This is a genomic window from Pseudomonas sp. MIL19 (assembly GCF_028680365.1).
In the GTDB taxonomy this organism is placed as follows: Bacteria; Pseudomonadota; Gammaproteobacteria; order Pseudomonadales; family Pseudomonadaceae; genus Aquipseudomonas; species Aquipseudomonas spirodelae.
In genome coordinates, this window is the sequence record NZ_JAPPVG010000001.1 from 58255 (window position 1) to 82903 (window position 24649).

The window sequence follows — 24649 nt, forward strand, 5'->3', positions numbered from 1 at the left end:
GCGCTTACTCCTTGGCCTCAGTCGATTCGTCATCGTGCTGGCGGTCTTCGCTGACCGCACGCTCGATCAGTGCAGACAGCTGCGCACCGCGAATCACGCTTTCATCGTAATGGAAGCGCAGGTTCGGCACGCTGCGCAGCTTCATCGCACGGCCCAACTGCATGCGCAGGAAGCCACTGGCATCGTTGAGCACCTTGATGCTCTGCGCCACGGTATCGACACCTTCTTCCGGCTCGCCACCCATAACGGTGACGAACACCTTGGCGTGACTGGAGTCACGGCTGACTTCCACCGCGGTGATGGTCACCAGGCCGCCAAGACGCGGGTCTTTGACTTCCAGGCGGATCAACTGCGCCAACTCGCGCTGTATCTGGTCGCCGATGCGCTGGGCCCGGCTAAATTCTTTGGCCATTTTTACTACCTTCACTCGCCGCACTGCCCGAAAAAGCAGTGGACCTAAAAGCGGCAAACGCCCGGCCGCGCAAAAGCGGGGCCGGGCGCTGCATGTTGCGACTCGTGCTTACAAGCTACGAGCCACTTGGACTTTCTCGAACACTTCGATCTTGTCGCCGACCTTAACGTCGTTGTAGCTCTTCACGCCGATACCGCACTCCATGCCGTTACGCACTTCGGAGGCATCGTCTTTAAAGCGACGCAGGGATTCCAGCTCGCCCTCGAAGATCACCACGTCATCGCGCAGTACGCGGATCGGACGGTTACGGTAAACAGTCCCCTCGATCACCATACAACCGGCAATCGCACCGAATTTCGGCGAGCGGAACACGTCACGCACTTCCGCCACGCCCAGAATGTTCTCGCGAACATCGCTGCCGAGCATGCCTGTAAGGGCCTTCTTAACGTCTTCGATGATGTCGTAGATGACGTTGTAATAACGCATATCCAGACCTTCCTGCTCGACGATCTTGCGCGCGCCAGCATCGGCACGCACGTTGAAGCCGAACAGTACAGCATTGGAGGCCAGCGCCAGGTTGGCATCGGATTCGGTGATACCACCGACGCCGCCACCGACCACACGCACTTGCACTTCATCGTTACCCAGACCGCTGAGCGAGCCTTGCAGCGCCTCCAGCGAACCACGGACGTCAGACTTGAGGACGATATTGAGCGTCTTCTTCTCTTCCTGACCCATGTTCTCGAAGATGTTTTCCAGCTTGCCAGCGTGAGCACGAGCCAGTTTCACTTCGCGGAACTTGCCTTGACGGAACAAAGCAACTTCACGGGCTTTCTTCTCATCAGCCAGCACGCTCATGTCGTCGCCAGCTTCCGGCGTACCGTCCAGGCCGAGGATCTCGACAGGGATCGACGGGCCGGCTTCTTTAATCGCCTTACCGTTTTCATCGAGCATGGCGCGGATACGGCCGTAGTTGGAACCGATCAGCACCATATCGCCTTGGCGCAGCGTGCCGTCCTGAACCAGTACGGTCGCAACAGGGCCACGGCCCTTGTCGAGACGCGATTCAACCACAACACCACGGCCTGGAGCCGACGGTGTGGCTTTCAGCTCAAGCACTTCAGCTTGCAGCAGTACGGCTTCGAGCAGGTCATCGACGCCGGTACCGGCTTTAGCCGAGACGGAGACGAACGGTGTATCACCACCCCACTCTTCCGAGGTCACGCCGTGAACCGACAACTCGCTACGGATGCGATCAAGATCGGCGCCCGGCTTGTCAATCTTGTTCACTGCAACCACCAGAGGTACACCAGCAGCCTTAGCGTGCTGAACGGCCTCAATGGTCTGCGGCATCACGCCGTCATCGGCGGCAACCACCAGAATCACGATGTCGGTCGCTTTGGCACCACGGGCACGCATTGCGGTAAACGCGGCGTGACCCGGGGTGTCAAGGAAGGTGACCATGCCACGATCAGTTTCAACGTGGTAAGCACCGATATGCTGGGTAATGCCACCGGCTTCGCCAGCAGCAACCTTGGCACGACGAATGTAGTCGAGCAGCGAGGTCTTACCGTGGTCAACGTGACCCATGACGGTCACGACCGGCGCACGCGAAATCGCTTCACCTTCGAACTTCAACGACTCAGCCAATTGCTCTTCCAGGGCATTGTCGCTGACCAGCTTGACCTTGTGGCCCAGCTCTTCGGCGATCAACTGGGCAGTTTCCTGATCCAGAACCTGGTTGATGGTCACCGGGGTGCCCATCTTGAACATGAACTTGATAACTTCAGCAGCCTTGACCGACATCTGATTGGCGAGATCGCCAACAGTGATGGTTTCGCCGATTGCCACGTCACGTACCACTGGGCCGGTTGGGCTCTGGAAGCCATGAGCATTACGCTTCTTCAGCTTGCCCTTGCCACGACCACCACGACGGAAGCTGTCGCTTTCCTCGTCGATGGAGCGCGGAGCAACACGTGGCGCAGGAGCCTTTTCCTTAACGGTCGGACGATGCTGGGTGGTCTTACGATCACCACCGCGACGGTCTGCATCATCATTACGCGGCTTGTCTGGACGGCGTGGTTCGTCTTTCTTGCGCTCGTCTGCTGCAGGAGCAGCCACAGCAGGACGCTCAACGGCGACAGCCGGAGCGGCCTCAGTCGCGGCAGCACCGCCAGCAGGGGCAGCACGCGACGCTTCTTCTGCGGCGCGACGCTTGGCTTCTTCGTCAGCTTTGGCCTTGGCGGCTTCAGCTACCGCACGCTGTTCAGCCAGCTCACGCTGCTTTTCAGCTTCAATTTCTTCAGCGCTGCGCTTGACGAAGGTCTTCTTCTTGCGCACTTCAACGCTAATGGTCTTGCTACCGCCAGCACGCAGGGTGCTGGTGGTTTTGCGCTGCAAGGTAATCTTGCGCGGCTCTTCTGTTTTGCTGTCGCCGTGACTGCTTTTGAGGTGGGCCAACAGGGCCTGCTTCTCACTATCAGTGACCGCTTGCTCAGCGCTCATGTGCGGCAAACCAGCCTCGCGCATTTGCTGCAGCAGGCGTTCAACCGGCGTATTGACCACTTGGGCCAGTTCTTTAACCGTGACTTGCGTCATGCATTTCTCTCCTCAGGCCGCAACTGCTTACTCGAACCAATGGGCTCGGGCGGCCATGATCAACTTGCCGGCTCGCTCAGCGTCGATACCGTCGATGTCGAGCAGGTCATCAATAGACTGCTCGGCCAGGTCTTCGCGGTTAATAACGCCGCGCACTGCCAGTTCATGCGCAAGCGCCTTATCCATCCCCTCTAGCGAGAGCAAGTCTTCGGCTGGGTGGGCATCTGCCAGCTTTTCCTCGTTGGCGATGGCTTTAGTCAGCAAGCGATCTTTGGCACGGGCGCGGAGCTCGCTGACGATATCCTCGTCAAAGCCATCAATGCTGAGCATTTCTTCCATCGGTACGTAGGCAATTTCTTCAAGGCTGGTGAAGCCCTCTTCGACCAACACCTGGGCCAGCTCTTCGTCGACTTCCAACTCATCGATAAAGCGCTGCAGGATGTCGCCTGTTTCCGCTTGCTGCTTGGCTTGGATGTCCGCCTCGGTCATCACGTTCAAGGTCCAGCCAGTCAACTGACTGGCCAACCGCACGTTCTGACCGCCACGACCAATGGCCTGAGCAAGGTTGTCTGCGCCAACGGCGATGTCCATGGCATGGGCATCTTCGTCAACGATAATGGCGGCCACTTCAGCCGGCGACATGGCGTTGATCACGAACTGTGCAGGATTGTCATCCCACAGCACGATATCCACACGTTCACCCGCCAACTCACCGGAGACCGCTTGTACGCGCGAACCACGCATGCCGATACATGCACCCTGCGGGTCGATACGCTTATCTTTGGAACGCACGGCCAGTTTAGCGCGCGAACCCGGGTCACGGGACGCACCCATGACTTCGATCAGCTCTTCGGCAATTTCCGGCACTTCAATGCGGAACAGCTCAATCAGCATTTCCGGCGCAGTACGCGACAGAATCAGCTGTGGGCCGCGGTTCTCGGTGCGAATTTCCTTGAGCAGCGCACGCAGGCGCACGCCGACACGGAAAGTTTCGCGCGAAATAATGTCTTCACGCGCCAGCATGGCTTCTGCGTTGTTACCCAGATCAACGATCACGCTGTCACGGGTCACTTTCTTCACGGTGCCGGAGATGATTTCTCCCAGACGCTCGCGATAAGCCTCAACCACCTGAGCACGCTCAGCTTCGCGGACTTTCTGCACAATCACCTGCTTGGCGGTTTGCGCGGCAATACGACCGAATTCGATGGACTCGATCTTCTCTTCCAGCACATCACCCACTTTAGCGTTGGCTTCAACAGCACGCGGCATATCAGTGGTGACCTGGTGTGCAGGATCATCAAAGTCACTTTCTTCCACTACCGTCCAGCAGCGGAATGTTTCGTAGTTGCCCGTCTGACGATTGATCGCCACACGCAACTCGACTTCATCTTCAAAACGCTTCTTGGTAGCCGTGGCCAAAGCCAACTCCAGCGCTTCAAAAATTACGCTAGCCGGCACGCCCTTTTCGTTGGAAACCGACTCAACAACCAGCAGTACTTCTTTGCTCATCGTACGCCTCGCCTTTCGCAATCCATTGGATCCTGCGCAATCCGCGCAGCTCTCGCGGGATCCGCGTCTCAGTCAAACCTGGGGATAATGTTGGCCTTGTCGATCATGTCGATCGGCAACAGGAATTCATGGTCATCCACCTGCACTACCACGTCCTGCTCTTCCACACCGCGTAGAAGGCCCTGAAAGTTGCGTCGCCCTTCAAAAGGCGATCGCAGCTTGATCTTCACTTGCTCGCCGGCATGAGTGGCAAACTGTTCAAGAGTGAACAGCGGACGATCCATGCCCGGCGAGGACACCTCAAGGGTGTACTCGGCGCTGATCGGGTCCTCGACATCGAGCACACCGCTGATCTGCCGACTGACAATTTCACAGTCCTCGATCAGTACGCCGTCAGGCTGCTTATCAATATAAATTCGCAGCAGAGAATGCCGCCCCTGTGACAGGAACTCGACACCCCAACATTGATAGCCTAGAGCCTCGACTACCGGGGCCACCAAGGCTTGCAACTGTTCTAGCTTGCTCGACACCTGAACCCCTCGCGCATGCTGTAAAAATAAAAAATGGGCGAATCGCCCATCATCAAACCGCCCTCTAAAGGCCGGCAAAGCTGTCGCCCAGCTAGCAAAAAGCCCCTTTAAAGGGGCTCCTCTGCAACTCAATGCGGGGGCTGGTTTAACCCAGCCATCATCGGATTCAACACCCGAGGAGAGACCTTACTGCTCAATCCCACATCAAAGCTGGGGCCGGATTATACGACTTAACCCCAAGCAGGGTCAATCGACACTCCAGCAACAAAAAGGCCCGCATCATGCGGGCCCTTTTGAAAATTGGTACCGAGAAGGGGACTCGAACCCCTACAGCCTATGGCCACTACCACCTCAAGGTAGCGTGTCTACCAATTCCACCACCTCGGCAAAATCACTTACTGCGTACAACTTTTTACGTGTTACTGCTGCTCTGGAGCCTGAGGTACGTCCGCCGCATTAGTAGCCGGCTTAGTTGCATCTAGAACAGGTACATCTTCAGCAGCTGGAGTAGCCTGCTGTACTTCCAAGACTGCTGGATCAGGCAAACCAACCTGAGCCATGCCATCAGCTTTGTCTTTAGCAAAGAACGCTAAACCCAAGCTAGTCATGAAAAAAGCGGTGGCAAGTATAGCAGTAACTCGACTCAGAAAGGTAGTACTTCCTTGACTGCCGAATACAGTAGAAGAAGCACCCGCGCCAAAAGAGGCGCCCGCGTCTGCACCCTTACCCTGCTGCAGCAAAACCAGCACAACAACACCGATGGCACCCAGCAGATGAAGAACAACGATAACTGTTTCCAGCATTTTCTCAGCTTCCTGCGGCGCGACAAATCGCACCGAACTCATCCGCATTCAGAGAGGCTCCACCCACAAGCCCTCCATCGATATCCGGCATACCGAATAACTCGGCTGCACTGGCGGCCTTAACACTGCCCCCATAAAGAATTCTTACCTTGCCAGCCAACCCAGGGCTTTTCGACGCCAACTGCGCACGAATGGCCGCATGCACCTGCTGAGCCTGCTCCGGCGAAGCGGTTAAGCCAGTACCAATCGCCCAAACAGGCTCATAGGCAATGACCGCATTCGCAAACACCTCAACACCCAACGCATCAGTTACCGCAGACAACTGCGCAACCACCACATCAAGTGTCTGACCAGCCTCGCGCTGCGCAAGCGTCTCCCCGACACACAACACCGGAACAAGACCACAAGACTGCGCCGCAGCAAACTTGCGCGTCACAAGCTCATCCAACTCACCCAGCAACAACCTGCGCTCGGAGTGACCAACCAACACCAGCGAGCAACTCGCATCACTCAACTGAGTTGCGGCCACTTCACCAGTTAAAGCACCCTGCAGGGCTTCGCCGGCGCAATCTTGCGCACCAACCGCTACAGCCGTTCCAGCGAGACCATCAACTACCTGAGTGAGATGTAAACACGATGGAAACACCGCGACATCTACGCCAGCAGGCAAATCCTGCTCAGTAAGACCGTTTATCAGCTCTGCAACGCTGGCGCGGGTACCGTGCATTTTCCAGTTACCAGCAACCATTGGGCGACGCATGCTTTACCTCGTCGGTCAAAGAGGGCGCAGATGTTACCCAACAGCCACCCCGCTGGCAAGCCGAATCAAGCACATACATCCGCAACAACTTTAGCTAATTCATTGGCATAGCTGCGCACCATGGTTTCGTCATCACCTTCAACCATCACACGCACCAAAGGTTCGGTGCCCGATTTGCGCAACAGCACCCGGCCACGGCCGGCCATTTTCTCGGTGACCTGCGCGCTCGCCTCCTGCACTGCCGGGTGCTCCAGCGGATCTACACCACCGGCAAAGCGCACATTCACCAGCACCTGAGGACACTTGCGCATACCCAACCGGGCCTCACCCAGCGTTTGCCCACGACGCTTCAGCGCCATAAGCACCTGCAGGGCTGCAATAATCGCGTCACCTGTAGTGGTGTGCTGGAAACACACCAGATGCCCCGAATTCTCGCCACCCAATTGCCAGTTACGCGACAGCAACTCGGCAATCACATAACGGTCACCCACCTTGGCCCGCACAAAAGGAATGCCCTGGTCAGCCAAACCGAGTTCCAGCCCCAGGTTACTCATCAGCGTACCAACTACGCCGCCCTGAAGCTTGCCGCGCTCCTGTAGGTCGCGAGCGATGATAAACAACAACTCATCACCATCAACCACAGCACCCGAATGATCGACCATCAACACCCGATCAGCGTCACCATCAAAGGCGATACCCAGATCAGCATGCTGCGCCTGCACTTCTGCTTGTAACGCCTCGATATGCGTGGAGCCGCACGCATCGTTGATATTTAAACCATTGGGCTGCGCCGACAACACCGTCACCTGCGCACCTAGCTCGCGAAATACGCTGGGCGCCACTTTATAGGCAGCCCCATGAGCACAGTCGACGACTATCTTCAGACCGGCAAAGCTTGTACTGGTAGGCACACTGCTCTTACAAAATTCGATATAGCGCCCGGCCGCATCATTGATTCGCGACACCTTACCCAACTGCTCGGACTCCACCACCGTCATCGGTGCATCGAGCAACTCTTCGATCATCAGCTCAATCTCATCCGGCAGCTTGGTGCCCTGCCCGGAAAAGAATTTGATGCCATTGTCGTAATGCGGATTATGCGAAGCACTGATCACAATGCCTGCCTCAGCTTGAAAGGTACGCGTCAAATACGCGATTGCTGGCGTCGGCATCGGCCCCAACAACATCACATCCGCCCCTGCAGCGGAAAGACCCGCTTCCAATGCAGACTCAAACATATACCCAGAAATGCGCGTGTCCTTACCGATCAGGATGCGGCACTTGCCGTGCTTACGAAACGCCATCCCAGCCGCCCAACCGAGCTTGAGCATGAATTCCGGGGTAATTGGAAAATCGCCAACACGCCCACGAATACCGTCAGTACCAAAATATTTTCTGCCCATACCAGCATTCCTTTTAACTTATTCTGCAGCTTGAACCGCGGCGATCATCCGCACCACATCAACTGTTTCAGCTACATCATGTACCCGCAGGATGTGTGCACCCTTGCTCAGCGCAAGCGCAGCCAAGGCCAGGCTGCCATATAAGCGCTCACCGACCTCATACCCTAAAACCTTGCCAATCATGCTCTTGCGCGACACGCCAACCAACAAGGGCCGACCCAACTCATGCAACACCTGCAGATGCTTGAATAATGAAAGATTGTGCTCAAGGCTTTTTGCAAAACCAAAGCCTGGATCAAGAACGATGCGCTCAGCAGTAATTCCCACCGCCGCACAGGCCGCCAGTCGCTCAAGCAGGAATTCGCGGACCTCAGCCACCACGTCAGGGTACTGAGGGTTGTGCTGCATCGTGGTTGGCTCACCGCGCATATGCATCAAGCACACCGGCAAACCGCTATCAGCAGCCGCATCCAGAGCACCATCGCACTGCAATGAACGCACGTCATTGATCAAGCCGGCACCTAACCGCGCCGTCTCACGAATGACCGCAGGCGTCGAAGTATCCACCGAGATGATCACATCCAACTCGCGAGCAATTGCCTCGACAATAGGCGCAACCCGCTCCAACTCTTCGACTGGAGAAACCGCACGAGCACCCGGGCGCGTCGACTCACCACCAACATCAATCAGGGTTGCACCAGCCCGCCACATCGCTTCAGCGTGACGCAAGGCTGCATCACACTGAGCAAAGCGACCGCCATCAGAGAAAGAGTCAGGGGTGACATTTAGGATGCCCATCACTTGCGGGCTGCTTAAATCAAGAAACCGGCTGCCACAGGGCAGCCGGTTAAAGGTTGAAACAACAGACATGGAGAACCTTAGATTTCTGCGGCAGGACCACCGATTGGCTTGCCCACAGGCTTTGAGACCTCAACAGGCGCAGTGGGCGTGCCGTTATTATCATCACCGCCCTGCCAGCCTTTGGGCTCACGCGGAGCAAGACCATTCATGATGTCTTCAATCTGCTCGGCGTCGATGGTTTCGTACTTCATCAGCGCTTCAGCCATCGCATCCAGCTTGTCGCGATTCTCTTCCAGCAGGCGCTTGGCAATGCCATAGCACTCATCAATGATGCTACGCACTTCTTGATCAATCAGCTTAGCAGTATCAGCAGAAACGTTGCTCTGGTTGCTGCCCATGCTGCGCCCAAGGAAAACCTCACCCTCTTCTTCCGCATACATCAGCGGGCCAAGCTTTTCCGACAACCCCCACTTGGTGACCATATTCTTGGCCAATTGGGTGGCACGCATGATGTCGTTGGATGCCCCGGTGGTCACACCATCAAAGCCCAGGGTCATTTCCTCGGCGATACGACCACCAAACAACGAGCAAATCTGGCTGATCAGCGCACGCTTGCTCAGGCTGTAGCGATCTTCCTCAGGCAGGAACATGGTCACACCCAGGGCGCGACCGCGCGGAATAATCGAAACCTTGTAAACCGGGTCATGCTCAGGCACCAGGCGCCCAACAATCGCGTGACCGGCTTCGTGGAAGGCTGTATTGAGCTTTTCCTTGTCGGACATGACCATGGTTTTGCGCTCGGCGCCCATCATGATCTTGTCTTTAGCCAGCTCGAACTCTTTCATCTCGACGACACGCTTACCGGAACGCGCCGCAAACAACGATGCTTCGTTGACCAGGTTAGCCAGGTCGGCACCGGAGAAACCCGGCGTACCCCGCGCAATCACCGCAGGCGCAACGTCTTCACCCATCGGTACTTTGCGCATGTGCACTTTAAGAATCTGCTCGCGACCACGAATATCCGGCAAACCAACCACAACCTGACGGTCGAAACGACCCGGACGCAGCAGAGCAGGGTCAAGCACGTCAGGACGGTTAGTCGCTGCGATCACGATGATGCCGTCGTTCGCTTCAAAACCGTCCATCTCTACCAGCAGCTGGTTAAGCGTTTGCTCACGCTCATCGTGACCACCACCCATGCCGGCGCCACGATGGCGACCAACGGCGTCAATCTCGTCGATAAAGATAATGCAGGGCGCATGCTTCTTGGCTTGCTCAAACATATCGCGCACACGGGATGCACCGACACCGACGAACATTTCCACGAAGTCCGAACCCGAGATAGTGAAGAACGGCACCTTGGCTTCACCGGCAACCGCCTTAGCCAGCAAGGTTTTGCCGGTACCCGGCGAACCAACCATCAACACACCACGCGGGATACGCCCACCAAGGCGCTGGAACTTGCCCGGATCGCGTAGAAATTCGACCAGCTCGCTGACTTCTTCTTTCGCTTCATCGCAGCCAGCGACGTCAGCAAAGGTGGTTTTAACCTGATCTTCGGTGAGCAGACGCGCCTTGCTTTTGCCGAAGCTCATCGGCCCACCTTTGCCGCCAGCACCACCCTGCATCTGGCGCATGAAGAACATGAACACCGCAATGATCACCAGAATTGGGAAGCTGGCGACCAGCAACTGAGTCCAGATGCTCTGCTGCTCAGGCTGCTTACCAACGATCTCAACGTTGTTGTCCATCAGGTCCTTGATCAGGCCGTTATCCTGAATCGCCGGACGCACGGTCTCAAACGAAGAACCATCGGTACGGGTACCGCTGATGATGAAGCCATCGACCGTCACTCGCTTAACGCCGCCATCCTGAACCTGCTGGATAAACTGCGAATAGTTGAGTTTGTTCGACTCAGTCGGGCTGGAAAAATTGTTCATCACCGTCACCAAGACGGCGGCGATGATCAGCCACAGGACCAGATTCTTTGCCATGTCGTTCAATTAGCTACCCTCTGAAGCAGGCCCCGTGTCGAAGCGCACTTCGCATGACGACCAGTTATGTACCGATCTAACTTACTACACAACGCCCACCCCTGGCAGACGCCGTCTGTAACCCTTTATTTACTAATCAGACTGCGACAACCACGCAACCGTTCAATCAGCGCTCAGCGTTTTGATACCGCGATATCCACGCGCCAGCAGGTACTGCTCACGGGAGCGATCCCGCGAGGAAGAAGGCTTGCGCATCTGCACCTTGTCGAACAACTGGCGTACTTGCTTGTGGTACTCCGCAAAGCCTTCGCCTTGGAATATCTTGATTAAAAAATCACCGCCCGGGCGCAGCACGCGAGTGGACAAATCCAACGCCAGCTCGCACAGGTACATCGCGCGCGGCTGATCTGACTCTTTCACCCCACTCATATTGGGGGCCATATCGGAAATCACAAGGTCTACCGGACGCCCTCCAATCGCCTCAAGAAGCTGATCGAACACTGCATCCTCAGTAAAGTCACCCTGAATGAAAGTGACATCCGGGATACTGTCCATCTCAAGAATATCGGAGGCGATCAGCGTGCCTTTGTCGCCGATCACCCGACTGGTGACTTGTGACCAGCCACCGGGCGCCGAACCCAGATCGACGACAGTGATACCAGGTCGAAGGATGCGATCCTTCTCTTGGATCTCCAGCAATTTGTAGCTGGCGCGCGAACGATAGCCATCCTTCTGTGCCATTTTGACGTAAGGGTCGTTGAAATGTTCTCTCAGCCAACCTTGACTGCTCTTGGTACGGGCCACGCAATACCTCGGATGTGTAACGCATGAATATCTGGGCGGCCTCGAAGGCGCTCGGGTAAACTAGTTACCGTTTTTACCAGATTAAATGCAGGAATTAGATTATGCCGCTCACTCAAGAGCAGAAGAAACAATTCAAAACTATCGGCCACCATTTAAAGCCTGTATTGATTGTGGCTGACAATGGTTTGACCGAAGGTGTACAGGCTGAACTGGAGCGCGCGCTGAGCGACCATGAGCTTATTAAAGTACAACTGCGCATCACTGAGCGCGAAAGCCGCCTGGCAGCCATTAACGAGCTGTGCAAGGCCGGCAAAGCCGACTTGGTTCAGGTGATTGGCAAAATGGCGCTGATTTACCGTAAAAACCCGAAAGTGAACAAAAACCTGTCTAACGTTCATCGCCATCACGGCTGATTGATCAGTGACTGCAAGGCGCGCTTAGCGCCTTTGCAATCACCCATCACAAGCAAAGCCAAGACTTAAGGCTTGCGCACATACCGCTGCGGTAGCGGCTGCAACACCAGCAGCAGGCCACAAAAGGCCATAACCAAGTAGCTGAACATCAACCACAGCTCAGTTCCCGCCAGCAGCCTAGGCACCGCGAAATAACTTCCCGCCATCACCACAACCACTAACAACAACTGCCCGCGCGTATCGCGCCACAGGCTTGTCAGCGACTCTGCGCGAACCAACACCACCACCTGTAACCCGGCGCAGACAGCCGCCAAACCGACCAGCAGTGGCCGCAGCGCATCACTGATCTCCTCGACCAGCAATGACGCTAGACCAATCTTGGCAATCGCAGGCAGCAATAAAAAGTGCAGCAGCCAGAGGCCGCCAACCCAAAGCGTCTGGGCCAGCAGCCAGCTGATCGAGCCCGCATCACGCGAGTCCGACTTAGAGATGGCGAACCTCGACGATCTCATACTCAATCGCGCCGCCCGGTGTTTGCACCACAACCACATCCCCTTCGCTCTTGCCGATCAAGGCGCGCGCGATAGGTGAGCCAACGGATATCTTGCGCTTCTTAATATCGGCTTCATCCTCACCGACGATCTGGTAAACCACGGCTTCATCGGTTTCGCAGTTAGCGATCTCAACCGTTGTACCGAAAATCACCTTGCCGGTGTGCTCGATCGTGGTGACATCAATGATCACCGCATTTTGCATGCGCCCTTCGATATCACGGATACGCGCCTCGACCATACCCTGCTGCTCACGAGCAGCGTGGTATTCGGCGTTTTCCTTAAGATCGCCCAGCTCACGCGCCGTACCAATTTCCTGGCTCAGCTTGGGGCGCAGCACCTTAGTCAGGTGCGCGTGCTCTTCTTCCAGGGCGCGAGCGCCCTGGACGGTCATGGGGTATTTAGTCATGCCTTGATTCCTGCATGCAGTTCCTGCAGCCGACGCACGGTCTTTTCTGGACCAAACTTCAGCGCTTCACAGATCGCCTGCCCCGCCGCAATAGTGGTGGTGCAGTAGATCTTATGCTGCAGAGCGTTACGACGAATGGAGTAGGAGTCAGCGATGGACTGACGCCCCTCAGTGGTGTTGATGATCAGGGTGACCTCGTCATTCTTGATCATATCAACCACGTGTGGACGGCCCTCGGTCACCTTGTTGACGCGACGCACTGGCAAACCAGCGGCCTCGATCACTTTGGCGGTACCGGCCGTGGCCACTACTTCGAAGCCTAACGCGACCAGATCGCGCGCAACCTGCACAGCTTCCGGCTTATCGTCTTCACGCACGCTGATAAACGCACAGCCGGTGTTTGGCAGTATTTCACTGGCGCCCAACTGAGCCTTAGCGAAGGCCTCACCGAAGGTGTCACCGACACCCATAACTTCACCGGTGGACTTCATTTCCGGGCCGAGGATCGGGTCAACACCCGGGAACTTGGCGAACGGGAACACCGCTTCTTTAACGCTGAAGTATGGCGGGATGATTTCCTTGGCGTAACCGGCTTCAGCCAGCGACTTACCCGCCATCACACGGGCAGCCACCTTGGCCAGGGAAACACCGACGCACTTGGAGACAAACGGCACGGTACGCGAGGCGCGCGGGTTCACTTCGATCACGAAGATGTCCTCGCCCTGCACAGCCATCTGCACGTTCATCAAACCCACCACACCCAGCTCCAAGGCCATTTTCTTGACCTGGTCGCGGATCTCATCCTGGATATGCATCGGCAGCGAGTAAGGCGGCAGCGAGCACGCCGAGTCGCCGGAGTGCACACCCGCCTGCTCGATATGCTGCATGATCGCGCCAATCACCACAGTTTCGCCGTCGCATACTGCATCCACGTCCACTTCAATGGCGCAGTTGAGGAAGTGATCGAGCAGAACCGGGCTGTCGTTGGAAACCTTCACCGCTTCGCGCATGTAACGCTTGAGCTCATCTTCCTGGTAGACGATCTCCATCGCACGACCGCCCAATACATAGGACGGACGCACCACCAGCGGATAACCGATAACCTTCGAGGCTGCCAGCGCTTCATCTTCGCTGCGTGCGGTGGCGTTGGCCGGCTGACGCAGACCAAGGCGCTGAACCATCTGCTGGAAGCGCTCGCGGTCTTCGGCGCGGTCGATGGCATCAGGCGAAGTACCAATGATCGGCACACCGGCTTCTTGCAGGGCACGGCAGATCTTCAGCGGAGTCTGACCACCGTACTGCACGATCACACCTTTCGGCTGCTCGACACGGACGATTTCCAGCACGTCTTCCAGAGTTACCGGCTCGAAATACAGACGATCAGAGATGTCGTAGTCGGTCGATACGGTTTCAGGGTTGCAGTTGACCATGATGGTTTCATAACCATCTTCACGCAGCGCCAGCGCCGCATGCACACAGCAGTAGTCAAATTCGATGCCCTGGCCGATACGGTTCGGCCCGCCACCGAGGATCATGATCTTGTCACGGCCCGACGGATTCGCTTCGCACTCTTCCTCATAGGTCGAGTACATGTAGGCGGTGTCGGTGGCGAACTCGGCGGCGCAGGTGTCGACGCGCTTGTAGACCGGCAGCACCTTGAGTTTTTGACGCTGACTGCGCAGAGTTTTCTCAGTCACACCCAACAACTTGGCCAAGCGAATATCGGAGAAGCCTTTGCGCTTGAGCTTGTACATGGCATCACGGTCGATGCTGGACAGCGCCAAGGTCTTGATACGCTCTTCGTCCTTGATCAGGTCTTCGATCTGCACCAGGAACCATTCATCGATATTGGTCAGTTCGAAGACTTCTGCAACGGTTTTACCCGCACGGAAAGCGTCGCCGATGTACCAAATACGATCAGCACTTGGCACGGTCAGCTCACGGCGCAAGGTGCTTTCGGCTTCCGGATCAGCCAGATCGAGCTTCTCATCAAAGCCGGCCACGCCCACTTCCAGGCCGCGCAAGGCTTTCTGCAGGGATTCCTGGAAGGTGCGGCCAATCGCCATGACTTCGCCGACGGACTTCATCTGAGTAGTCAGGCGGGCATCCGCTTTCGGGAACTTCTCGAAGGCAAAACGTGGAATCTTGGTCACGACATAGTCGATGGCCGGCTCAAACGAAGCCGGGGTGCGACCGCCGGTGATGTCGTTGCTCAGCTCGTCGAGGGTGTAACCCACAGCCAGCTTGGCGGCGATCTTGGCGATTGGGAAGCCGGTGGCCTTGGAAGCCAGCGCCGAAGAACGCGACACGCGCGGGTTCATCTCGATGACGACCATACGGCCAGTGTTCGGGCAGATGCCGAACTGCACGTTGGAGCCACCGGTTTCTACGCCGATCTCACGCAGGACCGCCAGCGAGGCGTTACGCAGAATCTGGTATTCCTTGTCGGTCAGCGTCTGCGCCGGAGCAACAGTGATCGAGTCACCAGTGTGCACACCCATCGGGTCGAAGTTTTCAATCGCGCAGACGATGATGCAGTTGTCCTTCTTGTCGCGGACTACCTCCATCTCGTATTCCTTCCAGCCGATCAGCGACTCGTCGATCAGCAACTCACTGGTCGGCGACAGATCGATACCGCGGGCGCAGATTTCTTCGAACTCTTCACGGTTGTAAGCGATGCCACCACCGGTGCCGCCCATGGTGAAGGACGGACGGATGATGCACGGAAAGCCGACCTTCTCAAGGACCGCATAGGCCTCTTCCATGTTGTGCGCAATGCCGGAAACCGGGCAGGCCAAGCCGATGTCTTTCATCGCCTTGTCAAAGCGCGAACGGTCTTCGGCCTTATCGATGGTGTCGGCGTTGGCACCGATCATCTCGACGCCGAACCTCTCCAGAACACCGTGCTTTTCCAGGTCCAGCGCGCAGTTCAGCGCAGTCTGGCCACCCATGGTTGGCAACAGGGCGTCCGGACGCTCCTTCTCGATGATCTTGGCCACGGTGGACCATTTGATCGGCTCGATGTAGGTGGCATCAGCCATGGCCGGGTCGGTCATGATGGTGGCTGGGTTCGAGTTCACCAGAATGACGCGATAGCCCTCTTCTTTCAGCGCTTTACACGCCTGGGCACCGGAGTAATCGAACTCGCAGGCCTGGCCGATAACAATCGGGCCAGCGCCGAGGATCAGGATGCTTTTTATGTCTGTACGTTTTGGCATGTTCTTTCTCTCGAATCCTGGGGTCAGTCGGCGGGTTTAACGGCGCTTGGCCATGGTTTCGATAAAACGATCAAATAACGGTGCAACGTCAGCCGGGCCAGGGCTGGCCTCTGGGTGACCCTGGAAGCTGAACGCCTGCTTGTCGGTCCGCTCAATGCCTTGCAGGGAGCCGTCGAACAACGATTTGTGAATCGCGCGCAGATTGCTCGGCAAGCTGTCTTCATCCACAGCAAAACCGTGGTTCTGGCTGGTGATCATCACCACGCCGGTGTCGAGGTCTTGCACGGGGTGGTTGGCACCGTGGTGACCGTGGCCCATTTTCAGGGTCTTGGCACCGGAGGCCAGGGCCAGCAATTGGTGGCCGAGGCAGATACCGAATACCGGAATATCGGTTTCCAGCACCTGCTTGATCGCAGCAATGGCGTAATCGCAAGGCTCAGGATCGCCAGGACCGTTGGACAGGAACACGCCGTCGGGATTCAAAGCCAGTACTTCAGCAGCAGGGGTCTGCGCCGGTACTACGGTCACGCGGCAACCACGCTCGACCAGCATGCGCAGGATGTTCCACTTAACGCCGTAGTCATAGGCCACCACGTGATACTTGAGCTCACTGGCCGGCACTTCTGGGTGGCTGTCGCTTTGCAGGTTCCACACGTTGGAGCACCACTCGTAGCGCTCAGTGCAGCTGACAACTTTGGCCAGGTCCATGCCCTTGAGCCCCGGAAAGCTGCGCGCCAGCTCCAGTGCTTTTTCTTCAGTGGCGTCATCGCCAGCCAGAATGCAGCCGTTCTGCGAACCCTTCTCACGCAGAATGCGCGTCAGGCGACGGGTATCAATACCCGCGATGGCAACGGTGCCGTTTTCCTTGAGGTACTCATCCAGTGGCTGCTTGTTACGCCAGTTGCTGGAGGTCAGCGGCAGGTCACGAATAATCAGGCCGGCGGCCCATACGCGATTGGACTCGGCATCTTCCGGCGTGGTGCCGGTGTTGCCGATATGCGGATAGGTCAGGGTAACAATCTGCTGGGCATAGGAAGGATCGGTAAGGATTTCCTGATAGCCGGTCATGGCGGTGTTAAAAACCACCTCTCCAATAGTTTGGCCATCGGCACCGATGGCCTCGCCGCGAAAAATACTGCCATCAGCTAGAGCCAAAATGGCAGGTTTAAGGGCTGGCTTACTCAAGAAAACCTCCAGAGATCAAATCGTGAAGCAAACGCAGATTGTAAAAAAGCGGGATGACGTATGAACCGTCACCCCGCTTTTTTATCTTATTCATTCTGCGCAACTTTAGTGGACACACTAAAGCAGAAAGCTTACAGGAATGCGCCTTTTGGGTCCACTGCCAGATGCGAGTAATACCCAGGCAAAAGCCATTCCTGTGACAAACAGTCTCAGTTAAGGCCCAACACGTCCTGCATGTCGTATAACCCAGGCTGACGATTTTGCAGCCACAGCGCCGCACGCACCGCCCCTTTGGCAAACGTCATGCGACTCGATGCCTTGTGGGTAATCTCTACGCGCTCACCCTCTGCCGCAAACAGCACGGTGTGATCGCCGACCACATCGCCCGCACGCACCGTGGCAAAACCGATGGTTTCGCGCTCACGCGCACCAGTCTGACCTTCACGGCCATAGACAGCGACTTTCTGCAGATCACGTCCCAGGGCATTGGCCACTACCTCACCCATACGCAAGGCGGTGCCAGACGGCGCATCGACCTTGTGGCGGTGATGGGCTTCGATGATCTCGATATCCACATCATCGCCCAGCACCCGCGCTGCGGTATCCAGCAGCTTCAAGCACAGGTTGACGCCGACACTGAAGTTGGCGGCAAACACGATTGGGATCTGCTTGCCGGCATCCGCTAACAATTGCTTTTCCTCCGGCGAAAAGCCGGTGGTGCCAATGATCATGGCCTTGCCAGCCTGACGGCAGACTTCCAGGTTCTTCAGGGTGACCGAGGGGTGGGTGAAATCAATCAACACATCAAACTGATCCAGTACCGCATGCAAATCACCGGAGAGATTGACACCCATCTTGCCTTGCGCGACTAACTCACCAACATCCACGCCAACCAGGCTGCTGTCGGCACGATCAATTGCCGCACTCAGGCTTGCGCCATCCGCCAGCTGCACAGCCTCGATCAGGGTTTTGCCCATGCGCCCAGCGGCGCCCATCACAGCAATTCGTTGCATAACCATCTGCTCCTAGCCGCGCGACAGACGGCGATCACTAACGACCGCCGCCTGCCACGGGTGTTTTACAGGTCGCCGAAGAAGCGCTTCACGCCTTCAAACCAGCCATTGGCCTTGGGCGAATGTGAACTGTCGCCTTCCAGGGTTTTGCGGAACTCATCAAGCAACTCACGCTGACGCTTGTCGAGCTTGACTGGCGTTTCGACCGCCACCTTGCACATCAAGTCTCCCGCACCACCGCCACGCACCGGCGCCACACCTTTACCGCGCAGACGGAACATCTTGCCGGTTTGCGTGCCTTCCGGAATCTTCAGCTTGACCCGACCATCCAGGGTTGGCACTTCAAGCTCGCCACCCAAGGCGGCATCCGCAAAGCTGATGGGCACTTCGCAGTACAGGTGCTTGCCGTCACGCTGGAAGATCGCGTGCTCGCGCACGTTCACCACCACGTACAGATCACCCGCCGGGCCACCCATGGCGCCCGCCTCACCTTCACCCGTAAGACGGATACGGTCGCCCGTATCAACACCAGCCGGCACCTTCACCGACAGCGTCTTGTGCTCTTCGACTCGACCCTGACCGTGGCATGAACCGCACGGATCGGTGATCATCTTGCCCTGGCCGTGGCAACGCGGGCAGGTCTGCTGCACCGAGAAGAAGCCTTGTTGCATGCGCACCTGACCAATACCGCCACAGGTGGTACAGGTCACAGGCGTAGTGCCCTTCTTAGCCCCAGAGCCATCGCATGGTTTGCAATTGACCAGAGTCGGCACACGAATGGTTACTGTGGTGCCACGCACCGCCTCTTCCAAGTCCAGCTCCAGGGTGTAACGCAGATCACTGCCGCGCTGGGCGCCACCGCGACCGCCACCACGACCACCGCCGCCACCGAAGAAGTCACTGAACACATCACCGAAAATATCGGAGAAGTTCGCACCACCTGGACCGCCACCGCCACCCATCTGCGGATCAACGCCGGCATGGCCGTATTGATCGTACGCCGAGCGTTTAGCGGCATCGGAGAGCACTTCGTAAGCCTCGTTGGCTTCCTTAAACTTCTCTTCCGAGGCCTTGTCGTCAGGATTGCGATCCGGGTGATGCTTCATGGCCAGGCGACGATAAGCTTTTTTCAGCTCCGCCTCGCTGGCACCGCGCTCAACACCGAGCACCTCGTAAAAGTCACGTTTAGCCATAAGTCTTCAACACCTTAAAATCGTCTACTCCAGACACGCCAACGCGGGAGCAAGCTCCCGCGCGGCGAATCATGCCGGGCGCAACTCGCGTCACACCCGGCCAAAGCGGCATAAGCTTGCGCTTACTTGTTGTCTTTGACTTCTTCGAACTCAGCATCAACCACGTCGTCACCGGCGTCTTTGGCTTTTTCGCCACCTTGCTCAGCAGCACCTGGCTGCGGTTGCTCAGCGTACATCTTCTGCGCCAACGGAGCGGTCACTTCGGACAGCGCGGTCATCTTGGCTTCGATTTCAGCTTTGTCGTCGCCCTTAACCGCCACTTCCAGCGCGCTCAGCGCCGCTTCAATTGCAGTCTTCTCGTCGGCAGTCGCCTTATCGCCAGCCTCGGTAATCATCTTACGGGTGGCGTGCACCAGCTGATCACCTTGATTGCGGGCACTGGCCAGCTCTTCGAACTTGCGGTCTTCTTCAGCGTTAGCTTCAGCGTCACGCACCATCTGCTCGATTTCTTCCTCGGACAGACCGGAGTTGGCCTTGATCACGATGGACTGAGTCTTGCCAGTGGCCTTGTCTTTAGCGCCGACATGCAGAATGCCGTTGGCGTCGATATCGAAGGTCACTTCGATCTGCGGCACGCCACGTGGCGCTGGCGGAATCTCGGCCAAGTCAAATTTACCCAGCGACTTGTTACCGCTGGCCTGCTTACGCTCACCCTGCAGCACGTGAATAGTCACCGCGCTCTGGTTGTCGTCAGCCGTCGAGAACACCTGCGACTTCTTAGTCGGGATGGTGGTGTTCTTCTCGATCAGCGCGGTCATCACGCCACCCATGGTTTCGATACCCAGGGTCAGCGGCGATACGTCGAGCAGCAACACGTCTTTCACGTCACCGGCCAATACGGCACCTTGGATAGCAGCACCCATGGCAACGGCTTCGTCCGGGTTAACGTCCTTACGTGCTTCTTTGCCGAAGAATTCGGTTACCAGCTTCTGCACCAACGGCATACGGGTCTGACCACCGACCAGAATCACGTCGTTGATCGCACCCACATCAATACCGGCATCTTTCAACGCAATGCGGCAAGGCTCGATGGTGCGCTGCACCAGGTCTTCAACCAGCGCTTCCAACTTGGCGCGCGAGATCTTCACGTTCAAGTGCTTAGGACCAGTGGCGTCTGCAGTGATGTACGGCAGATTGACGTCGGTCGACTGGCTCGAAGACAGTTCGATCTTGGCTTTCTCGGCAGCTTCTTTCAGGCGCTGCATCGCCAGCGGATCACCCTTAAGGTTCATGCCGGTTTCTTTCTTGAACTCGTCAACCAGGTAATCGATCAGACGAATATCAAAGTCTTCACCACCCAGGAAGGTGTCACCGTTGGTCGCCAACACTTCAAACTGGTGCTCGCCATCAACTTCCGCGATTTCGATCACGGAAACGTCGAAGGTACCGCCACCCAGGTCATAAACGATCACGGTGTGATCGCCTTTAGCCTTGTCCATACCGTAAGCCAGAGCAGCAGCGGTCGGTTCGTTGATGATGCGTTTTACGTCCAGACCAGCAATACGGCCGGCGTCTTTGGTGGCCTGACGCTGGCTGTCGTTGAAGTAAGCCGGCACGGTGATCACCGCCTCGGTCACTGGCTCGCCGAGGTAGTCTTCGGCGGTCTTCTTCATTTTCTTCAGAATTTCAGCCGAGATCTGTGGCGGCGCCATTTTCTGGCCGTTCACTTCAACCCAGGCGTCATTGTTGTCCGCCTTGACGATCTTGTAAGGGACCATCTGGATGTCTTTCTGCACAACTTCTTCGTCGAAGCGACGACCGATCAGACGCTTAACCGCGTACAGCGTGTTATGCGGATTGGTCACAGCCTGACGCTTAGCCGACTGACCCACGAGGATTTCGCCATCGTTGGCATAGGCGATAATCGATGGCGTAGTGCGGGTGCCTTCGGCGTTTTCAATAACTTTGGCTTTGCCGTTTTCCAGAACAGAGACGCAGGAGTTGGTTGTTCCCAGGTCAATACCGATAATTTTGCCCATATTCATTCTCCCGAAATTTTGATATTTCCGCCGCTGGTTAATTGCCAGCGGCGGTAGAACTAAAACGCTTGACTGTTAAATGGGGGCAGCTCGATGAATTTCAAGCCTGCTCATCAATCGATGGCGGCGCTTCTGCCGGCGCCTTGCTGACCACCACCATGGCGGGGCGCAGCAAACGGCCATTGAGCATGAAGCCCTTCTGGAACACCTTGAGCACGCTATTGGGCTCAACATTGGTGCTTTCCTGCATCGCCATCGCCTGATGGTGCTCAGGGTTAAACGGCGCACCATGAGGATCAATGACTTCCAACTGGAAGCGCTTGAGGGTGTCGAGGAACAACTTGAGCGTCAGCTCCATGCCCTCACGCACCGCCTTGATCGCTTCATCATCTGGATTCGACAGCTCAAGGCCGCGCTCCAGGCTATCCACCACCGGCAACAAGTCGTTGGCGAATTTTTCCAGCGCAAACTTGTGCGCTTTCTCTACATCTTGCTCCGCGCGACGGCGCACGTTCTGCAGATCGGCGGCCATGCGCAGCGACTGATCCTGCGCAGCAGCCAGCTGCTCTTCCAGCGCATGCACGCGAGCAACCAGATCATCACCCGCAGCAGCCTCGGCAGCTGTATGTGGATCAGGGTTCTGCGTATCCAGGGTCTGTTCGTCAGCCATGCGTCTCTCCTTTTGAATTCTGTCGCGAGCCTTAACTCACGTACCTGGCGGTTATATGGGGTCAAAAATTATCGTTTCAAGGATGAAAGACGGATTGTCAGCCCATAAAAAAACACTGTATAAATAACCAGACATGAACTTGGGAGGCCCTCGCCATGCTGGTGCACCTGTCCGTACACAACTACGCCATTGTCGAACACCTTGATCTAGAACTGGATGCCGGCATGAGCGTAATCAGCGGCGAAACCGGCGCTGGCAAGTCGATCATGCTCGACGCTCTCGGCCTGACCTTAGGTGATCGCGCCGACAGCGGTGTGGTGCGCCCTGGCGCGGACAAGGCCGACATCCTCGCCAGCTTCGACCTGCGCGACATCCCAGAAGCCCGCACCTGGCTGGCCGAACGCGACCTGGACAACGACGGGCCGTGCATCCTCCGTCGCGTGATTACTGCCGAAGGCCGTTCGCGCGGTTACATCAATGGCGCGCCCAGCCCACAAGGCGACCTTAAGGCGCTCGGCGAGCTGCTGATCGACATCCACAGCCAACATGAACACCAGTCACTGCTCAAACCCGAGACCCACCGCCGCCTGCTTGATGAATACGCCGGCAGCCAGGAGCTGGCGCGCCAGGTGCAACTCGCCGCGCAGCGCTGGAAACAAACCAAGAATGAACTGCAACGGATTTCCAGCCTCGGTGACGAGCAGCGCGCTCGCCACCAACTGCTCAGCTACCAACTGGAAGAGCTGGATAATCTAGCCCTCGGCGAAGATGAACTTGAGCAACTGGAGCAGGAACACAAAAACCTGACCAATGCCGAAAGCCTACTCAGCGCCTGTCGCCTGGTGATTGAACAATGCAGCGAGAATGATGCCGGCAACGTGCTGTCCGCCCTTACCAACAGCCTCAACCGCCTTGGCAACTTCCAGGGCCAGCCAGGCGCGCTGAGCGAAGCGACCAACCTACTGGCCAGTGCACAGATCCAAGTTGAAGAAGCCGTCGGCGAGCTGAACCGCTTTCTCGACCACTTCGATGCTGACCCTGAGCGCCTGCAACAGATGGAAGAGCGCCTGGACGCGATCTACACCCTGGCACGCAAGCACCGTATCCAGCCAACCGAACTAGGGGCGATGCAGCAACAGTTATTCGAAGAACTGGAAAGCCTCAACGCTGACGACCAGGCGGCCGAGCGCCTCAGCGAGGAGCTGACAGCCTTCGAACGGCATTACCAGGAAAAAGCCACGGAACTCAGTACGCTGCGCAATAACGCCGCCGACCAACTGGCCAACGCGGTAGAAGTGGAGATGCAAACCCTCGGCATGCCCGGCGGACGCTTTACCATCAAGCTGAGCGCCAACAGCAACAGCGAGCCGCACCCCAATGGCTTGGAGCAATTGGAGTTTCTGGTCAGCGCTAACCCCGGCCAACCGCTCAAAGCCCTGGCCAAAGTGGCCTCGGGCGGCGAACTGTCGCGCATCAGCCTGGCGATCCAGGTGATCACCGCTCAAACCTCACGGGTACCAACCCTGGTATTCGATGAAGTCGACGTCGGCATCGGCGGCCCCACCGCAGAAGTGGTCGGACAGCTGCTGCGCAAGCTCGGCGAACGCGGCCAGGTGCTCACCGTGACTCACCTGCCGCAAGTTGCAGCACAAGGGCATCAGCATCTGTTTGTACATAAGGTCCGCGAAAGCGATGCCACACGCACCGCGGTGAGCAAGCTCAGCTCAGCGCAGCGCGTAGAGGAAATCGCCCGCATGCTCGGCGGCGTAGACCTAACCGAAGAATCCCTGGCCCACGCACGGCAAATGGTCAGCAGCGCCCAAGCCTGATTCAATCGCCCTAGAACGCTAGAAAGCACAAAGGCGACCCGAGGGTCGCCTTTGTCATTCAAACAGGCTGATCAGCTTTTCTTGCGCACGTACAACACAAGATTATGATCAACCAGCTCAAAACCGTGCTCTTTGACGATTTCTTTCTGGCGTTTTTCGATCTCCGCATCGAAGAACTCAATCACTTCGCCAGAATCAACACAGACCATATGGTCGTGATGGCCGCTGTCCGCCAACTCGAAGACCGCATGACCGCCATCAAAATTATGGCGAACCACCAGGCCTGCGGCTTCAAACTGGGTCAGTACGCGGTAGACAGTCGCCAAACCTACGTCGTCACCAGCCTCCATTAAAGCCTTATATACGTCTTCGGCACTCATGTGACGCTGGCCGGCAGAGTCGAGCATTTGTAGTATCTTGACCCGTGGCAGGGTCACTTTCAGGCCAGCCTTGCGTAGTTCGCTATTTTCAACCATGGTCTGCTTTCTCACGGAAGCGGCTTCGCAGCTTCCTTT

The 24649-nt window shown here is 57.0% G+C and carries 21 protein-coding genes and 1 tRNA gene; 2 read left to right on the top strand and 20 right to left on the bottom strand.

The annotated features are described in order from the left end of the window. Window positions 1-4 precede the first annotated feature (4 nt). From rbfA to rlmE, 11 genes are all read right to left on the bottom strand, one after another. Window positions 5-412, bottom strand: coding sequence for a 30S ribosome-binding factor RbfA (gene rbfA / locus N1078_RS00275; protein WP_274086203.1), 408 nt, complete (start codon window positions 410-412; stop codon window positions 5-7). 108 nt (window positions 413-520) lie between these two features. Further along, the gene (infB, locus tag N1078_RS00280; protein WP_274086204.1) at window positions 521-3010 is read right to left on the bottom strand and encodes a translation initiation factor IF-2; all 2490 of its coding nucleotides are present in this window, start codon (window positions 3008-3010) and stop codon (window positions 521-523) included. Window positions 3011-3037: 27 nt separating this feature from the next. After that, complete coding sequence (nusA, locus tag N1078_RS00285) at window positions 3038-4519, bottom strand: transcription termination factor NusA (RefSeq protein WP_274086205.1); 1482 nt, start codon at window positions 4517-4519, stop codon at window positions 3038-3040. Between the two features lie 68 nt (window positions 4520-4587). Next, complete coding sequence (gene rimP / locus N1078_RS00290) at window positions 4588-5049, bottom strand: ribosome maturation factor RimP (RefSeq protein ID WP_274086206.1); 462 nt, start codon at window positions 5047-5049, stop codon at window positions 4588-4590. Window positions 5050-5350: 301 nt separating this feature from the next. After that, window positions 5351-5436: transfer RNA gene (locus N1078_RS00295), tRNA-Leu, on the bottom strand. Window positions 5437-5468: 32 nt separating this feature from the next. Beyond that, window positions 5469-5852 (bottom strand): preprotein translocase subunit SecG, encoded by a 384-nt coding sequence (secG, locus tag N1078_RS00300; protein ID WP_274086207.1) that lies wholly within the window; start codon window positions 5850-5852, stop codon window positions 5469-5471. Between the two features lie 4 nt (window positions 5853-5856). After that, window positions 5857-6612: a triose-phosphate isomerase gene (tpiA, locus tag N1078_RS00305; protein ID WP_274086208.1), complete on the bottom strand. Its 756-nt coding sequence runs from the start codon at window positions 6610-6612 to the stop codon at window positions 5857-5859. A 65-nt stretch (window positions 6613-6677) separates the two neighbouring features. Then, window positions 6678-8015 (bottom strand): phosphoglucosamine mutase, encoded by a 1338-nt coding sequence (gene glmM / locus N1078_RS00310; RefSeq protein WP_274086209.1) that lies wholly within the window; start codon window positions 8013-8015, stop codon window positions 6678-6680. A gap of 18 nt (window positions 8016-8033) precedes the next feature. Then, on the bottom strand, window positions 8034-8885 hold the full coding sequence (gene folP / locus N1078_RS00315) for a dihydropteroate synthase (RefSeq protein ID WP_274086210.1): 852 nt from the start codon (window positions 8883-8885) through the stop codon (window positions 8034-8036). A gap of 8 nt (window positions 8886-8893) precedes the next feature. Then, window positions 8894-10810 (bottom strand): ATP-dependent zinc metalloprotease FtsH, encoded by a 1917-nt coding sequence (ftsH, locus tag N1078_RS00320; protein WP_274086211.1) that lies wholly within the window; start codon window positions 10808-10810, stop codon window positions 8894-8896. A gap of 162 nt (window positions 10811-10972) precedes the next feature. After that, window positions 10973-11614: a 23S rRNA (uridine(2552)-2'-O)-methyltransferase RlmE gene (rlmE, locus tag N1078_RS00325; protein WP_274086212.1), complete on the bottom strand. Its 642-nt coding sequence runs from the start codon at window positions 11612-11614 to the stop codon at window positions 10973-10975. A 101-nt stretch (window positions 11615-11715) separates the two neighbouring features. On the opposite strand from rlmE, the gene N1078_RS00330 reads away from it, so the two are divergent. Next, window positions 11716-12027 carry a YhbY family RNA-binding protein gene (locus N1078_RS00330; RefSeq protein WP_274086213.1) on the top strand — a complete coding sequence of 104 codons (312 nt, stop codon included), beginning with the start codon at window positions 11716-11718 and terminating at the stop codon, window positions 12025-12027. 65 nt (window positions 12028-12092) lie between these two features. Here the strand turns inward: N1078_RS00330 and N1078_RS00335 are convergent, their stop codons facing one another. The 8 genes from N1078_RS00335 to grpE all read right to left on the bottom strand — a co-directional run bounded on the left by N1078_RS00335 (window position 12093) and on the right by grpE (window position 22305). Further along, window positions 12093-12539, bottom strand: a complete 447-nt coding sequence (locus N1078_RS00335) for a DUF4149 domain-containing protein (protein WP_274086214.1) — start codon at window positions 12537-12539, stop codon at window positions 12093-12095. Then, on the bottom strand, window positions 12511-12987 hold the full coding sequence (gene greA / locus N1078_RS00340; protein ID WP_274086215.1) for a transcription elongation factor GreA: 477 nt from the start codon (window positions 12985-12987) through the stop codon (window positions 12511-12513). The genes N1078_RS00335 and greA overlap by 29 nt, the downstream gene beginning before the upstream one ends. Then, window positions 12984-16205 carry a carbamoyl-phosphate synthase large subunit gene (gene carB / locus N1078_RS00345; protein WP_274086216.1) on the bottom strand — a complete coding sequence of 1074 codons (3222 nt, stop codon included), beginning with the start codon at window positions 16203-16205 and terminating at the stop codon, window positions 12984-12986. Before carB ends, greA begins: the two co-directional genes overlap by 4 nt. A gap of 36 nt (window positions 16206-16241) precedes the next feature. After that, window positions 16242-17390 carry a glutamine-hydrolyzing carbamoyl-phosphate synthase small subunit gene (gene carA / locus N1078_RS00350; protein ID WP_274086217.1) on the bottom strand — a complete coding sequence of 383 codons (1149 nt, stop codon included), beginning with the start codon at window positions 17388-17390 and terminating at the stop codon, window positions 16242-16244. 209 nt (window positions 17391-17599) lie between these two features. Further along, the gene (gene dapB, locus N1078_RS00355; protein ID WP_274086218.1) at window positions 17600-18403 is read right to left on the bottom strand and encodes a 4-hydroxy-tetrahydrodipicolinate reductase; all 804 of its coding nucleotides are present in this window, start codon (window positions 18401-18403) and stop codon (window positions 17600-17602) included. Between the two features lie 65 nt (window positions 18404-18468). Next, window positions 18469-19596 carry a molecular chaperone DnaJ gene (gene dnaJ, locus N1078_RS00360; protein WP_274086219.1) on the bottom strand — a complete coding sequence of 376 codons (1128 nt, stop codon included), beginning with the start codon at window positions 19594-19596 and terminating at the stop codon, window positions 18469-18471. 122 nt (window positions 19597-19718) lie between these two features. Continuing rightward, complete coding sequence (gene dnaK / locus N1078_RS00365) at window positions 19719-21635, bottom strand: molecular chaperone DnaK (RefSeq protein WP_274086220.1); 1917 nt, start codon at window positions 21633-21635, stop codon at window positions 19719-19721. Between the two features lie 100 nt (window positions 21636-21735). After that, window positions 21736-22305, bottom strand: coding sequence for a nucleotide exchange factor GrpE (gene grpE / locus N1078_RS00370; protein WP_274086221.1), 570 nt, complete (start codon window positions 22303-22305; stop codon window positions 21736-21738). A 155-nt stretch (window positions 22306-22460) separates the two neighbouring features. On the opposite strand from grpE, the gene recN reads away from it, so the two are divergent. Then, window positions 22461-24134, top strand: a complete 1674-nt coding sequence (recN, locus tag N1078_RS00375) for a DNA repair protein RecN (protein WP_274086222.1) — start codon at window positions 22461-22463, stop codon at window positions 24132-24134. Between the two features lie 71 nt (window positions 24135-24205). Here recN and fur read toward each other — a convergent pair whose 3' ends face one another. Then, complete coding sequence (fur, locus tag N1078_RS00380; RefSeq protein ID WP_090255961.1) at window positions 24206-24610, bottom strand: ferric iron uptake transcriptional regulator; 405 nt, start codon at window positions 24608-24610, stop codon at window positions 24206-24208. Window positions 24611-24649 lie beyond the last annotated feature (39 nt).

What these genes read in the sequence shown, in the direction of transcription:
- rbfA (WP_274086203.1), bottom strand. Translation starts at nt 412, where the DNA reads ATGGCCAAAGAATTTAGCCGGGCCCAGCGCATCGGCGACCAGATACAG.
- infB (WP_274086204.1), bottom strand. Translation starts at nt 3,010, where the DNA reads ATGACGCAAGTCACGGTTAAAGAACTGGCCCAAGTGGTCAATACGCCG.
- nusA (WP_274086205.1), bottom strand. Translation starts at nt 4,519, where the DNA reads ATGAGCAAAGAAGTACTGCTGGTTGTTGAGTCGGTTTCCAACGAAAAG.
- secG (WP_274086207.1), bottom strand. Translation starts at nt 5,852, where the DNA reads ATGCTGGAAACAGTTATCGTTGTTCTTCATCTGCTGGGTGCCATCGGT.
- tpiA (WP_274086208.1), bottom strand. Translation starts at nt 6,612, where the DNA reads ATGCGTCGCCCAATGGTTGCTGGTAACTGGAAAATGCACGGTACCCGC.
- glmM (WP_274086209.1), bottom strand. Translation starts at nt 8,015, where the DNA reads ATGGGCAGAAAATATTTTGGTACTGACGGTATTCGTGGGCGTGTTGGC.
- folP (WP_274086210.1), bottom strand. Translation starts at nt 8,885, where the DNA reads ATGTCTGTTGTTTCAACCTTTAACCGGCTGCCCTGTGGCAGCCGGTTT.
- ftsH (WP_274086211.1), bottom strand. Translation starts at nt 10,810, where the DNA reads ATGGCAAAGAATCTGGTCCTGTGGCTGATCATCGCCGCCGTCTTGGTG.
- N1078_RS00330 (WP_274086213.1), top strand. Translation starts at nt 11,716, where the DNA reads ATGCCGCTCACTCAAGAGCAGAAGAAACAATTCAAAACTATCGGCCAC.
- N1078_RS00335 (WP_274086214.1), bottom strand. Translation starts at nt 12,539, where the DNA reads ATGAGATCGTCGAGGTTCGCCATCTCTAAGTCGGACTCGCGTGATGCG.
- greA (WP_274086215.1), bottom strand. Translation starts at nt 12,987, where the DNA reads ATGACTAAATACCCCATGACCGTCCAGGGCGCTCGCGCCCTGGAAGAA.
- carB (WP_274086216.1), bottom strand. Translation starts at nt 16,205, where the DNA reads ATGCCAAAACGTACAGACATAAAAAGCATCCTGATCCTCGGCGCTGGC.
- dapB (WP_274086218.1), bottom strand. Translation starts at nt 18,403, where the DNA reads ATGCAACGAATTGCTGTGATGGGCGCCGCTGGGCGCATGGGCAAAACC.
- dnaJ (WP_274086219.1), bottom strand. Translation starts at nt 19,596, where the DNA reads ATGGCTAAACGTGACTTTTACGAGGTGCTCGGTGTTGAGCGCGGTGCC.
- dnaK (WP_274086220.1), bottom strand. Translation starts at nt 21,635, where the DNA reads ATGGGCAAAATTATCGGTATTGACCTGGGAACAACCAACTCCTGCGTC.
- grpE (WP_274086221.1), bottom strand. Translation starts at nt 22,305, where the DNA reads ATGGCTGACGAACAGACCCTGGATACGCAGAACCCTGATCCACATACA.
- recN (WP_274086222.1), top strand. Translation starts at nt 22,461, where the DNA reads ATGCTGGTGCACCTGTCCGTACACAACTACGCCATTGTCGAACACCTT.
- fur (WP_090255961.1), bottom strand. Translation starts at nt 24,610, where the DNA reads ATGGTTGAAAATAGCGAACTACGCAAGGCTGGCCTGAAAGTGACCCTG.